Raw genomic sequence first — 13,218 nt, forward strand, 5'->3', positions numbered from 1 at the left:
CCCGAATTTCCCGCCCGCGTAGATCAGGGCGGCGATCCCGGCCAGGCTCACCAGCCAGGCCAGATAATTGACCAGGTTGATGATCTGCTTCGAGCCCGGCGGGGTCGTGGGCGTGATCTTGATTTCCTGGGCCAGCACGGTCGAGGCCACGTCGGTAGCCAATGCGACGATGGTCATGTCGTCTCCGAATCAGGATGTGCCGCAACCGATGTGTGGGTCGCGGACAAGCGGGTGATGATCTGGGTTCCGGCGCGATGCACATCAGCGGGAACGGCGTGGCGCAACCCGGCGCGACGGGGCGGTGGTGGGTCGAAGGGGGTGAATTCGGCCAGCTCGCCGAGTTCGATCTCGAGGAGCTGGTCGTGCCAGCCGATGTCGTAGACGTCGGTGACCAGGTCGGTGACCAGTGCCCGGTAGCGGCGAACCACCGCCGGGACCTTGCCGGGCCGTATCGGGGTCAGCACCAGCCCGATCACCTCGACTCCGGTCGGTGCCAGGCCGGCGTGCCATTCCCGCAGTCGATCGGCTGCCGCGGTCAGACCGGGTGTGCACAGACGCGCGGCCACGAGCACGCGTTGGGTGGTGTGCGGGCAGGCGGGCCAGGCCGCGCCGGTGTCCGCGGCCGGTGCCCACCAGCGCGCCAGGGTCGAGGCACCAGCGCCTCCGTGCGCGCCCAGAACCGCGAACAGCGGCGGGTGCGCGCCGGTGATCGCCAAGGGCTGTTCACGCACCGGGGCACGGTGCTGCGGGTCTGGCACGGCGACGGTGTCCGGGTTCAGCCGCGCCGGCCCGGGCGGTCGCGTGGTGTCGGCGAGGCGGTGCGCGGCGGTCATCCTCACCCTCGCTTCTGGATGTTGGAGATCACCAGATCGCCGCTGTTCGGGGTGCCGGCGCGGACGTTGATCAATTGCAGGTAGTCGATGCGGCTGCCATCGGGATGCCGCTGGACCAGGTGCACTTCGGCGGTCGTCTCGGCGACCGCGGTGATCGCCACGCAGTGCGTGCTCCCGGTGGGGATCGAGGCGATACCCGCGGCCAGGGCCTCGGGGACCAGACCGGCCTCGGGTGCGACCAGCCGCAGCGCGGCCTCGGCGTCGCGGCGCTGGTAGTAGGCGTGCTCGAAGGCCGCGATCACCCCGGCTATCGTGCGAGGGTCACCGGCGGTGTCGGTGACCACGTCACCGCTCAACCCGGTGCACGCCGCGGCGAGGACCGCGGTCGTGGTGGGCGGCGCGGCCAGGGCGGTGGGCGCCACCCCACTGGTGTCGGGTTCGTGGCTGCCCCAACGGACTACGACAGCGACGAGGACGACGACAGCGACCAGTGCCGTCCCCAGCGCGATGCCTATCCGCCCCAGTCGCGCCGTGGGCCGGGCGGTCCGGCGGTTGCGGGGTTGTGGTGGCTCCTCCGGAGGCCGATCCAGCCACCGCCACGCGTGATCGTCACCGTCGGCGGTTCCCGTATCGGGCGCAACGGCTTGCAGGGCCGCGGGTGTCGATTTCTCGAGCCACCCGGCCCCGTGTGGGGAGTCGATCTCGGTGTCCGCCATTGTCGGTGTGTCACCTCCTTCGGTGGCCGGTGTCGGGGTCGGGGTGGGCCCTCCGGGCGGAAGTTCCGGGGAGGATCAGCAGACCGAAGGGGTAGCGTCCGCTGAATCCGGCTTCCGCCCGAAGGGGTCTGGGGTGGTTCACCGGCTCGACGGAGCCACGGAGCTCGTGGACACCGGTGGGAGGGAATTCGGCCGGGAGGGCGCGGTGGCCGAGGGCGTTCTCGTCGTCGAGGTCGCCGTCGTCGGTGTGGTCGGGGCGGTCGCCAGGTCGCGGGCAACGGCGGTGAACCAGGCCGACACCGCGCGCAGCGCGGATTCGCCGGTGCCGGTCGCGGGCACGCTGTCGTAGGAGCCGTGGCGGCCGGTGGTGTCGCTGTACTGGGCGGACCCGGCCAGGGTGTAGAGCTGATCGGGGGCGGTGACGGTGCTGGTGATCGCGTCGAAGGCGTCGTTGACCCACCGGCTGGCGGTCTGGGGCGGCACAAGTTGCACCACCGCGGCGGCGAGTTTCGTGCCGAGAATCCCGACCGCGGCCAGCGGGTCAGCCATGCCGACGGTTGCCAGCTCGCCCACCGTCGCCGGAGTGATCACCGTGCGGGCGACCGAGATCGCGGCGTTGAGCCCGATCGTGCCGAGTTTGAACAGCGCCGAGAGCGCGTCGGCCTGGCTCGGTGGTGTGGTGGCCGGGTCGGAGGCTTCGGCCAGGCGCTGTCCGAGGGTTTTGGCGGGGTCGTAGGACAGTTGGTCCAGGCTGGTGCCGGACAGGTCGTCGTTGACGACGCCGACCGCGGTGGTGAACACCGTCGTGGACAAGGCGGTGGCGATGGTGGAGATCGCCGCGATCGGATCCCGCAGGTCCGAGCGCGCCGCGATGTTGGCCACCGTCGTCGCCAGCGGACTGCCGGGTGCGGTGTCGCAGGTGGCGTCGCCGCCGACACACAGATCCGCCACCCGCCCGGTCAATGTTCCGTAACCGGTCGGGGCGGTGGTCGGGGCGGTGATCCCGGCTCCGGTCAGCGCCGAGTTGAGCAGCGTGATCGTCGAGACATGGGCTCCGCCGGTGCCCGGCGCGGCCGAGGGGGTGTGCGCTTGCGGACGGCCGGGCAACACGGGTGTGCCGAGTTGGCGGGCGGGATTGGCCAGCAGCGCGACCGCTGCCACCCGGTCCGCGTCGACCGTGCTGCTGCCCGCGCCGACCCGAGTGGCGAAGCGGTCCGCCGCCGCGGCGCCGTGCGCGTATCCCGCAACCGCGAGACGGGTGTCCGGGCAGCGGGTTTCCACGGCCGCCGCGGCCTGCTCGAGCTGGTCGGCCGCTGCGGTGACCGCGTCGTCGTAGGCCAGTGAACTCCCGTCGCCGCTGCGCCCGAAGGGGATGTAGGCGCGCTGCACGGCCTGTCCCGCCGCAGCTGTCAGCGGTCCGAATACCTGTCCCAACGCGCCGGTGTCGCTGCCGGAGGCGACATCACCTTCCTCGCCGCCTTGCACACCGAGCACGTACAGCACCGGGCACGGGCCGTCCACAGCCGCGCCGGGCTCGGCTGATGCCGTCACGGTGACGTTGACGGTGGTAGTGCCGATGATCAACGCGATCACGGCGCTACGGAGTAGGTGGCGGGGTCGTATGCGGTTGCTGTGCATGAGATTTCACCTCGATGGGGGGTGCCTGCCCGCCCCGTGGCGAGGGGGCCGGGGCGGGCAGACACGATTCAGGTGGCGGGTGGTTGCGAGATGGTGGCCGCAGAGGGTGTCCGGTGGCGCGGCAGGAAGCTGTTCAGCTGCGTCAGCGCTTCGCGTGCCCCGACGGCGGCGGTGCGGGTGTGGCCGGTGTTGTATTCGCGCCAGCTCAGATCCGCCCCGAGAGCCCGGTATTCGGCGAACAGGGCGCGACTCAGCGCGATCGGGACCAGCGCGTCCTCGGTGCCGTGGTAGAGGTGCACCGGCACCCCGGGGGCGCGATAGGCGGCGGATTCTGCGGCCAGCACGTAACGCCACATCGGGTCGTTCCAGGGTTCGCGGCGTTCGCACCACGTGCCGAGTGGAATGTGCCGGTAGGTCTCGATCAGCTCATCGACGGTCAGCGTCTGGGCGTGCGCGAGGCCACGCCGTCCCTCCTCGGTGAGCAGGTGGGTGACGGGCAGATGGCTGTAGGCGCGAGCCAGTCCGACCATCCCCGCGAAGACCAGTCCGGCCCACGGTCCGGCGTCCAGGTCGGCGACCAAGGCTCGCAGGTTGCCGACGACCGCGCCGGCGGCGACGCCGCGCAGGTCGAGTTCGGGGGCGTAGTCGGGGTGGGTTTCGGCGGCCAGCACCGCGGCCCGCCCGCCGTCGCCGTACCCCCAGATCGCACACGGGCCGGATGCGCCGAAATCGGTCGAGCTGGTGATGGCCCGGCCCAGGTCGAGCACGGTGTGCGCGGCGGCGGCACCGGACAGGAACGGGTGCGCGCCCAGAGCGCTCATGCCCACGCCCTGGCCGTCGGGCACCCCGACGACCCAGCCCCGCGCCAACGCCATCGCCACATCTGCGGCCACATCCGCGAGGGCCGTCTGGTCCAGGCGCCGGGATGGGGCGATGCGCCCTCCCAGTCCCTGGAACCGCGGGCAGTACAGCAGTATCGACCCGTCACCGCCGACGGCCTGCTCGGGAGCCACCACCAGCCCCGACGCCGGCAGTGGGGCGTGGAACGCGGTGCGGGTCGAGTACACCACCTGCCACGCGCGTCCCGCTCCTGCTAACACCGGGACCTCGACCTCGCGTGCTCGTAGCAGCGCACCTGCGGGCTGGGTGAAGTCGTCGGAGTCCGGTGCGTAGAACTCGTCCTCGGTGTCGTCGATGCCGAAGGTGGTCATGGTCACCGTCCCGCGAGGTCGTGGGCCAGGGCGACCATCCACGCCACCCCGGAAGCGAGTTGGCCGCCGGTGGCGTAGCCGTTATGGCGGGCGATGGTGTCGACGTAGCGCAGCAGCACCGCCGGATTCATCAAGTCGGCGTTGTCGGCGACCAACTGCCCCCACGCCGCCGACAGCTGTCCGGCCAGCTTCGGTAGCAGCACAAAGGGATTCGAGGCGACCGTGGCCGTGATCTCACCCCAGCGGGCCGCCGCCGCCTGTCCGTCCGGTGTCGGGGTGCGCGGGTCGGCGGCCTCGACGAGCCGATCGGCCAGCCCCTGCTGCGGCCGGTAGTCGACATCCCCGCCGTCGACGTAGAAGTCGTTGAGCAGCACCGTGTTCCACGCATCGCCGAGCGCGGCCTGCAAGAGGCCGCTGAGGGTGCCCAGCGCGGCGATCGGGTTTCGCAGGTCGGCTTGGGCCGCGATCTCGGCGCCGACCCGCAGGAGCGCGGCGCGGTCGGGGGCCGAGCAGGCCAGGTCGCCGTCGGTGCAGATATCGGCGACACGGCCGGTCAGCTCGCCGTAGCCGACCGCGCCCGCGATCCCGCCGCCACCGGCCGCGGGGTTGGTGATCGCGACCTGCGAGACCGCCGCACCGCTGGTGCCCGGCGCGGGATCGGGCACCACCTGCCCGGGCCGGCCCGGTAAGACCGGGGCGCCGGGCGCGCGATCGGGGTTGGCATACAGCGCGACACCGGCGATCCGGTCTGCACCGATCGGGCCCAGGCCCGCGCCGATGTCGGCGGCGAAATCCGAGACAGCTTGTGCGCCTTGGGAGTATCCGATTCCGGCGATCAAGGTGTCCGGGCAGGTATCCACGATCTGGACCGCGGCGGCGTCGAGCTGGCGGCGGGCGTCGGTCACCGACACCGCGTAGGGATCCGGGCCTCCGCCGGGAACGGCACCGCCGAAACCGGCACCGTAGGGGATATAGGAGCGCTGCACCAGGCCGGGGGCGGCCGACAGCACCGGAGCGATGAGCGCGCCCACCACCCCGGTGTCGGCGAGCGGGTCCGCCGTCGGGGACGACTGGCCCGTGCCCTGCACACCCAGCACGTACAGTGCCGGGCACCCCGGGCCGATCGGCACCGCCGAGGCGGGCGCCGAGGCCAGCGTCAGACCGGACGCGGTGGCGGCGATCGCCACGGCAGCGGCCAGTCGGCGGACGTTCGAGGTCGTCGTGGTCACTGGCCGACTCCGACTCCGGCACCGAAGCCCGCGCCGACGGTTCCGGCGGCGACCGCGCCGACAGCGGCGACGGGGACACCGGCCACGACCGCCCCGGCGACGGCACCGGCCGCCGCACCGAGTGCGGTACCGGCGACACCGGAAGTCACCTCGCCGATGACCGGGACCGGCACGATCGTGCCCAGGGCGGCGCCCGCGATCCCGCCGACCGTGCCCCCGATCAGGCCCCCGGCGACCGCACCGGCGACCGCTGCGGGCGCACCGACCGCGACCGCACCGACCGCGCCGCCGATCCCGGCACCGGCCAGCGTCGCACCCGACACCCGATCCGAGCGCCCGGCCGGGATGCCGATCGAGTCCAGCGCGGTCGCCAGCTGCGCCTCCACGCCCGCGGAGAAATCATTGATCGCGTCCGCGCACTGCGGATCCAGCCAGCCGGGACGCGCGGTCTCCCACTGGCCGAACCGGATCACATCGTCGGGGACCTCGACCGGCGCGACCGGCTCCACCGGCTCGGGAAGATGCAGGTCCTCGATGCGGATCGGCTCCACCGGCTCGTCCGCCGACGGCGCCGGGCGCGTCGGCGCGTTGCGCACCTCCGGCGGCTGGGCGTAGTACACCGGCGGTGCCGGCGCGGACTCCGGCGGCGGCGCCGGTTCGGGGGACGGCTCCGGCGCGGGCGGCGGTGGCGGCGGCGCGGTGGTTCCGGGCTGACCGGGGCTGGTGACGCCGGGCTGGTCGGCGATCGCGGTGAGCGGCTCGGCGGCCTGCGCAGTCCCCGCTGTCGCGAGAAGGACCGCGACCGGGACCACCGCGCAGAGGGTGACGCGGGCTACGTGTGTGGTGCGCGGCGTGTGCCGGGCTCGGCGTGCGGCGCGATTACCAGGCGTATGCGACGCGTGGTGGTCGGCCGACGTGCGATGGAGCGGTGAATTCCCGGATGAGGGCATGACGAAATAAGCCTTCCAGTGAGGGTGAGCGATACGGGGAGTGGAATTGCCGCGCGAGAGTGCGGCCTAGGAATTGGGCGGCGTCTCCCACAGCGGGAGATACGCTGTGGGAGACCGCTTCTCAGGTCATCTCGGTCAGATGAAGGGCAGGATCAGGCTGAGTGCCTGTGCTGCGACGTTCAGGCCGCTCGACAGCACCGACAGCCCGGCGTTGATGTAGCCCAGAATTACGAAGGGATCCACGATCGCGTTCCTCTCAGCGTCTTTCGGATTCTCGGCGGGATCGGTGTCGACCTCGCGCTTCCAACCAAACGCCCGGAACTGCTGGAAATCCAGGGTTTTCAGGTATGCAGTTTGCGGTACCGCAACTTGCATACATTTGCTATTCACTACTTGATCAGCAGATTTGCTGCGGAATGTATGCAAGCTGCAATACCTGGAATTTCCACCGAAGTCGCTCCGCCACAACGCCGTCCATCGAGACGACCATCCTCGGCGCTCGCATCCTCGGAGCTACTGGTTTGGATGATGTGATCATCTAAACGCTTGCCGGGCGGTACCCGCTCTGGTAGGAACGAAACATCACCTGGGGGCCAACCGATCACCATAACCTCTGCCCATCCTGCCGTGGAAGACTTTCGAGGAGGGGGATTCCACTCCCATGACCCGTGATCCCGAACTACGCCGATCACCCGGATCCCGACACGCACTACCACCGCGTGTCCCCACTCTCGGCAACACCGTCCGCCGAATCCGTGACGAACGCGGTTACACCCGCGACTACGCCGCGGCCATGCTCAGAATCAGCCGAAGCTACCTCACCGATATCGAACGAGGCCGCCGAAACCCCAGCCCAGAACTGCTGGAGCTGATCATCGCCGGCTACCGACTCGATTCCGCCCTCGCCCGCCACGTGCGCGAATTAGGAGTGGCAGCGCTCGACCTCGAACCCACTGCGGTTCTGGCCAGGTCGGTCACCGCCAACGACCTGCTCATCGCCCATCTCCGCGACCTGAACGCCCGAGGCGACCTCGCCGCCTACATCGACCCGATATGGAACGTGCTGGCCTGCAACAATTTGTTCCGCGAGGCGACACCAGGACTCGAGCGCACCGGGTCGGTCCCGGTGTGGATGTTCAGCGACAACACCAAACCGATCCTGACCGACCGGCCTTTCGAACTCGACTACGCGGCAGCCTCCATTCGTGCCATGACCGGCCGCTATCGCCACACCGAGCAGGTCCGAGTGGTCTTCCGACACCTGGGCCCTAACATCGAGTTCCGGAAATCGTGGAGCGATGGCGTACGCGCCGCCTACGGGCGTGACCCCAGTGCGCTGATGCACACCATCCATCCCGTCACCGGCCAGCCGGTCGCCTACAGCCTGACCATCTCCAATCAGTCCGAGTCCGTCCTGCTGCTCATCCTCTCGCCCAAACCGTCCCCCGGCTCGACCACGAACCGAGAAGCCGACGGATAGAAAACTTTCGACACGCGCTACGACACGCCGAAGACCTCTCTCGGAGTTCAGCCGACCGCCAGGTCATGTTGATCAAGCTCAGCGTTACCGCACGCCGACATGTTGCCCGCCCGAGGCTGTCGATGCCCCTCCATCGGCAACCTGGGGGCACCGTGACATATCTGTAATCCGCTGCCATGAAGCGGACGCAAAGAACTCGTCGCCCCACAGCCGTCGAAAAATTGCTGGAATATTCGGATCGAATCGACGTCTCGACGTCGATTTCGCCGAATCCGCACTTCGGGATCCATAACTGAGCGCAGGATCTGACCATGGTTGAAAACCCTCGCACCCCCGCACCCGGTCCGGACCCACCTCTTCCCACCGGACCTCACGAGCAGACCTATCCGGTATCCGCCGGTGCCCGCAACTAGGGAAATCCGAACGCTGGTACGTCCAACAACTCAAGAGTGGACGCTTCCCGGCCACAAAGCCGGCCGCACCTGGTTCCTCACCGCCAGCGACATCGACGCCGCGATCGAAGTCTCCCGAAGCCCATTTTCGCGCCCCACCAAACGCCAACCTGCACCACAACCAACCAACCGAGCTCGACCCACCTGGCCCGGCCGACCAAACGAACCCGCCACCGCCGATACATCCCGCCTCAAGACCGATGACCGAATTCACCGATGGTTTGCGGGTCTCAGCAGGCTGATCATGTGCGCGGCGGGCTCGACGCGCCAGTGACCCCACGATGCATGTACCGCCAGCGGCGACGGGAAGCAGGTGATGCGCGCGGTGCACTGTTCGGTGACTGCCCTCGTGCGAGCTCTACGATCGTGTGCATGGCAGCTGTGCCGCATCCCGATCCGCCGCCCTCGTCCGTTCTCGCGCACCACATCTCATCCTGTGGGGACACGCTCCCTGTCCTGGGTGTGGCCGCCGCCGAGTTGCACCGCCAGGCTCTGGACAGTCCGAACGCGTCGGCCGGGTTCTACAACCGCAATATCCGAGTCGATGTCGCTTGCGTCGCGGTGAATGTCCGTATACCGCTCGAACACGCGGACATCATGGATGTGACCCAATGGCCCGAACCGCGGATCCTAGCCGCGATCGCCGCCCACGTCGCTGCGGCCCCACGCCTTTACAGTTCCTGTGACCAGCCGCGCTACCAGATCCAGGAATACATCCACGGCCACCAACTCGATGCGATCGCACCGCGCGGCACCGCCGTCCCCGAGCACGTCCCGGCCGACGTCGCCAGCCTGTTCGGGCAGCTCCGCGCGATCCCCACCGACCAGCTGCCCTCTCCGGCAGACGAACTCGACGACGATCCGCGCCGGTTCGCGAACCGGTTGTGGGACAACACCCGCCGCTTGCACGACAGCCACCGCCCGGACTTCACCGCGCTGTTCCGGCGCCTGGGCATCCCCGAGGATCCGTTCGCGCCCCTGTCGGGTGCCGCCGAATCGCTGCGTGCACGCCCGTTTCGGCTGATCCATTGCGATGTCCACCGAAAGAACATGATGATCCGCGAGGGTAGGACGGTGTTCCTGGACTGGGAACTGGCCCTCTACGGTGACCCGTTGGCCGATGTCGCGATCCACTTGGCGAAAATGACCTACCTCCCGCACGAACAGCAGGCGTTCCTCACCGCGTGGGCCGCCGCCGAAAAAGAGGCCGCACTCCCAGGCTGGCCCGAAGACCTGGACCGCTACCTCGCCGGCGAGCGGATAAAAGCCGCTGTCATCGACGCGGTCCGCTACGCGAAGGTCATCGCGGCGGGTGATCGCACCCCCGCAGGCGAACAGGCGCTCGTCGACGGCCTGACCCGACGACTCACCGAGGCCGCACCGTTGTGGGACCGTCCGGCACCTGGGCGTGATCGGGTCGAGGCCGCTCTACGCACGCGCTGAGTCTTCAAGACCCGCTGAACTGCGGATGTGCCGATCAGATTCTCGGTGCCACCGCGTCGTATAGATGGCAGCTGCGAGCGTGGGGCCGCGCGGGCACGAGAGGCTTCGCTGCTACGCGGCCGTCGGACCGTCTCTCGAGGTGAACGCTGCCTTGTACTCCAGCATCACTTCGTGATGTTGTTGGGTAGCTTGTGTTTTCCGCGATGCCGGTGTGCCCGGTCCAGCCCCCAGATGAGAGTGAGCAGGTTGTTCACCCCAGCCAACCGGCGCACAAGCCATAGCGACCACGCTGATGGAGATCGGTCACAGGCCCCAGCTTCCCACGCCTGACGCAGCGCAATCTGCAGCCGGGGTGAGCCCGGCGAACAGGGTGTGGGCACCAACCGCCACAGAGAATCCTACGGATGTAGGGTTGAACATCCTGGTATCGAGGTACCGATTCGTCGCGGCCGCTGGGCTTGAAGGGGCTGAAGTGGGGGAATCTGAGCTGCGTGAGCAGTTCTTCCGGCAGGTGGACGACCTGTGCCAGGCGGCTGGATCGCCGCCGGAGCAACTGATCGCCGAGAAAACCAAGATCAGCATTACCACCATTCGCGGCTGGCTGCCGAGCGCTCCTGAGAAACCAACGGTCCAGCGGAAGCGGGTGGTCCCTCGCAACGGTGACCAGTTCGCCCGATTGGTCGAATTCCTGATACAGCGGGCAAAAGGAAGACGACCCGACCGCCGCGAAATCGACAGGTGGGACCGCGCCCGTCGGGCAGCGTTGACGAGCGCTACCGCAGCCGATGCTTTCCACGTGGCAGCCAGGGCTGAGGTCGAGCACGCAGGTTTGGTGTGGCTTGGGATCGTTGAGCAGGTGGGCGCAGACGGCGGCCTGCCGCACGCCACGGACCTAGATCCACATGCATTGGGCGCCATACCATCTCACGTCGGACTAGGCGACGCCAGCCGATTCGACCGGTACGTTCCCCGCACGGCGAACCAGGTTGATCGCAGAGTCATGTCGGCGCTGAAAAGTCGCCGAATGGTGGTCCTCACCGGTCCATCGAAGACCGGCAAGACGCGCACGTTATACGAGAATGTGCGCCGCACGCTGCCGCAGGCGCGGATCCTCGTACCGAGCCGCCGCACGTTGAAGGCTGCGATCGACCTCCCGGAGTTCCGCGACTGCGGCGACCAGATCGTTGTATGGCTGGACGACCTCCAGGACTTCCTCGCCGGTGAGAATCCGCTGAGTCCGATCCTCCTCGCACAGATCAGCGCACGCCCGGCCCGAACCGTCATCGCAGCGACGATTCGCGACGACGCCATCGACCGTCTCACCCGCAGCACCGGGGAACTGACGCGCGACCAGCGCACGGTTCTGGCCCAAGCTGAGACCATCAGGTTGCGGTCGACCAGTGATGATGTGAGCGAGCATGCGATGGCGGCCACCCTGTATCCATCGCTGAACCTGGGCCGGTTCGGGCTGGCGGAAGTGCTTGCGGGCGCGCCGGACCTACTTCGACAGTATGAGGTGGCCCGTCACGCGGATCCGGCCCTCGGTGCGGTGACTCAGACCGTGATCGACTGGTCTCGAATCGGACGTACCGACCCGATGCCGCACAGCCAGTTGCAGCGCCTCTCCCGACATGTTCTCGAACACCATTGGCCACATGTCGATATCGATGGCTCCGCTCTCGAGGATGCGATTGCGGCGGCGCGAATGCCGAGAGAAGGCGCCGGGCAAGTCGCGGCGCTGCACACCGAACGTTTGGTCACGGGTGAGCGTGCCTATCGGCCGTTCGACTACCTCGTCGCCGCCGACGATGGTCAGGACAGACCCGCACGGGCAATCCCGCACGACTACTGGGAGGTGGCGACCCGCGATGCCGACCCCGATGTCGTGACCACCGTCGGGTTCCAAGCCCACCTACGGGGGCATGACGAGATCGCCGACAACCTCTGGCGCCGTAGCGCTGGCGTCGAACACCCCGGGGCGCTCTACAACCTGGCCGTCTCGATGCAGGTCGCTGGGAAACTGAGCGAGGCCGACGAGCTATATCGCCGGGCTGCCGCCGTAGGGTGCGTTCCAGCGTTCGCGAACATAGGTGTCTTGTGCGCGGAACGAAACAATCTGGGCGAGGCGGAAGTCTGGTATCGCCGGGGAGCAGAAGCTGGGGATGCCGCAGCGCTGCGCAACCTGGCCACTCTGCTGACGAAGACCCGGCGTGAGGGCGAGGCCGAGCACGTGCTCGCGCTGTCGGTGGGCAATGGTGACCCGGTCGCGATGTTCAACTACGCGCACGCACTGCAACGTCACGGCGACCGAATGACCGAAGTCGAACACTGGTTCCTCCAGGCCGCGTCCGCTGGACATGCCGGTGCGGCAGTCAACCTGGCCTGCATCATGTTCGACCGCAAGGACTTCGAGGCTGCCGAGCACTGGTATGGGCGTGCACACCAGGCAGACCCGGACGGCGAGGCCGGGCTGCGCGCAGCCCAGGGTCTCGGCGCGATCTATGTCGAGCGCGAAAACCTCCAGGAAGCGGAGATCTGGATACGTCGGGCCGCAGCCGCAGGGGACACGACCGCCGTCGGGTATCTCGGGCGCGTTCTCTATCTCCGAGGAGACATCGCCGCTGCAGAGGAACTGCTGCGCCTCGGCGCCGAAGCAGGCGACTTGGAGACAATGCGCAGCTACGCCGGACTGCTTCACGATAGTGGACGCGGCGAGGAGGCCCTGCCATATCTGCGGCGGGGAGCCGCGGCAGACCATCTGCCGTCGATGTCAGCCCTATGGCAGGCGCTATACCTGCGTGGAGAGCACGGCGAAGCCGATCGCTGGCTGGAACGGTGCGCCGCCGCAGGCGACCTGGATGCGATGTTCCGGCTCGGTTTCCGACACGTTCAGGCCGACAACCTCAAGCTCGGCGAAAAGTGGTACCGGAAAGCAGCCGCGGGCGGACATCGACCGGCCATGAACAACCTCGCAATCTTGTTGAACGGCAAGGGCGAAGAGGCCGAATCACAGCAATGGCTCGGGCGTGCGCGCAACGCGCCTCCCTCCAACCCGGCATCGCCGCGACAGGCGACCTGAAGTATTACTCGGTGCTGCCGGTCCTGGCTCCCGTGCGGTGCTGCCGAGCATCGCTTGCGACCACGAAGCCTGATACGACACGAGTCGATACGAGTCGCAGGAAGCGGATGGGCGTTCAATCAGCCCCCTGACCTTCATAAACATGTCATCGGGCGAGCGCAGGCGCGTTGCGTGGGCCGCAGCCGGA

10 protein-coding genes are annotated in these 13,218 nt (G+C 68.4%); 3 read left to right on the top strand and 7 right to left on the bottom strand.

Translation table 11 applies throughout. The features are described 5' to 3' along the window. Window positions 1-173 precede the first annotated feature (173 nt). From HOV91_RS11315 to HOV91_RS11345, 7 genes are all read right to left on the bottom strand, one after another. On the bottom strand, window positions 174-833 hold the full coding sequence (locus tag HOV91_RS11315) for a hypothetical protein (protein ID WP_051047472.1): 660 nt from the start codon (window positions 831-833) through the stop codon (window positions 174-176). A 2-nt stretch (window positions 834-835) separates the two neighbouring features. After that, entirely contained in the window at window positions 836-1,549 is a 714-nt protein-coding gene (locus HOV91_RS11320) for a DUF8176 domain-containing protein (RefSeq protein WP_051047473.1), read from the bottom strand. A gap of 138 nt (window positions 1,550-1,687) precedes the next feature. Beyond that, window positions 1,688-3,187 carry a cutinase family protein gene (locus HOV91_RS11325; RefSeq protein ID WP_043738582.1) on the bottom strand — a complete coding sequence of 500 codons (1,500 nt, stop codon included), beginning with the start codon at window positions 3,185-3,187 and terminating at the stop codon, window positions 1,688-1,690. A 68-nt stretch (window positions 3,188-3,255) separates the two neighbouring features. After that, window positions 3,256-4,398 (bottom strand): lipase family protein, encoded by a 1,143-nt coding sequence (locus HOV91_RS11330; protein WP_051047474.1) that lies wholly within the window; start codon window positions 4,396-4,398, stop codon window positions 3,256-3,258. A 2-nt stretch (window positions 4,399-4,400) separates the two neighbouring features. Beyond that, window positions 4,401-5,627: a cutinase family protein gene (locus HOV91_RS11335; RefSeq protein WP_245560545.1), complete on the bottom strand. Its 1,227-nt coding sequence runs from the start codon at window positions 5,625-5,627 to the stop codon at window positions 4,401-4,403. Further along, complete coding sequence (locus HOV91_RS11340) at window positions 5,624-6,439, bottom strand: hypothetical protein (RefSeq protein WP_051047475.1); 816 nt, start codon at window positions 6,437-6,439, stop codon at window positions 5,624-5,626. Before HOV91_RS11340 ends, HOV91_RS11335 begins: the two co-directional genes overlap by 4 nt. A gap of 273 nt (window positions 6,440-6,712) precedes the next feature. Then, window positions 6,713-6,952 (bottom strand): hypothetical protein, encoded by a 240-nt coding sequence (locus HOV91_RS11345; RefSeq protein ID WP_043738540.1) that lies wholly within the window; start codon window positions 6,950-6,952, stop codon window positions 6,713-6,715. A 286-nt stretch (window positions 6,953-7,238) separates the two neighbouring features. On the opposite strand from HOV91_RS11345, the gene HOV91_RS11350 reads away from it, so the two are divergent. From HOV91_RS11350 to HOV91_RS11360, 3 genes are all read left to right on the top strand, one after another. Further along, window positions 7,239-8,057 (top strand): helix-turn-helix transcriptional regulator, encoded by an 819-nt coding sequence (locus HOV91_RS11350; protein WP_043738542.1) that lies wholly within the window; start codon window positions 7,239-7,241, stop codon window positions 8,055-8,057. A gap of 824 nt (window positions 8,058-8,881) precedes the next feature. After that, the gene (locus tag HOV91_RS11355; protein ID WP_043738546.1) at window positions 8,882-9,952 is read left to right on the top strand and encodes a phosphotransferase family protein; all 1,071 of its coding nucleotides are present in this window, start codon (window positions 8,882-8,884) and stop codon (window positions 9,950-9,952) included. A 412-nt stretch (window positions 9,953-10,364) separates the two neighbouring features. Then, entirely contained in the window at window positions 10,365-13,031 is a 2,667-nt protein-coding gene (locus tag HOV91_RS11360) for an SEL1-like repeat protein (protein WP_157227894.1), read from the top strand. The last annotated feature ends 187 nt before the right edge of the window (window positions 13,032-13,218 follow it).

The organism is Nocardia barduliensis (assembly GCF_013315795.1).
Lineage (GTDB): Bacteria > Actinomycetota > Actinomycetes > Mycobacteriales > Mycobacteriaceae > Nocardia > Nocardia barduliensis.

Excerpts from the sequence above, each read along its gene's own strand:
- HOV91_RS11315 (WP_051047472.1), bottom strand. The coding sequence starts at position 833 with ATGACCGCCGCGCACCGCCTCGCCGACACCACGCGACCGCCCGGGCCG.
- HOV91_RS11320 (WP_051047473.1), bottom strand. The coding sequence starts at position 1,549 with ATGGCGGACACCGAGATCGACTCCCCACACGGGGCCGGGTGGCTCGAG.
- HOV91_RS11325 (WP_043738582.1), bottom strand. The coding sequence starts at position 3,187 with ATGCACAGCAACCGCATACGACCCCGCCACCTACTCCGTAGCGCCGTG.
- HOV91_RS11330 (WP_051047474.1), bottom strand. The coding sequence starts at position 4,398 with ATGACCACCTTCGGCATCGACGACACCGAGGACGAGTTCTACGCACCG.
- HOV91_RS11345 (WP_043738540.1), bottom strand. The coding sequence starts at position 6,952 with ATGCAAGTTGCGGTACCGCAAACTGCATACCTGAAAACCCTGGATTTC.
- HOV91_RS11350 (WP_043738542.1), top strand. The coding sequence starts at position 7,239 with ATGACCCGTGATCCCGAACTACGCCGATCACCCGGATCCCGACACGCA.
- HOV91_RS11355 (WP_043738546.1), top strand. The coding sequence starts at position 8,882 with ATGGCAGCTGTGCCGCATCCCGATCCGCCGCCCTCGTCCGTTCTCGCG.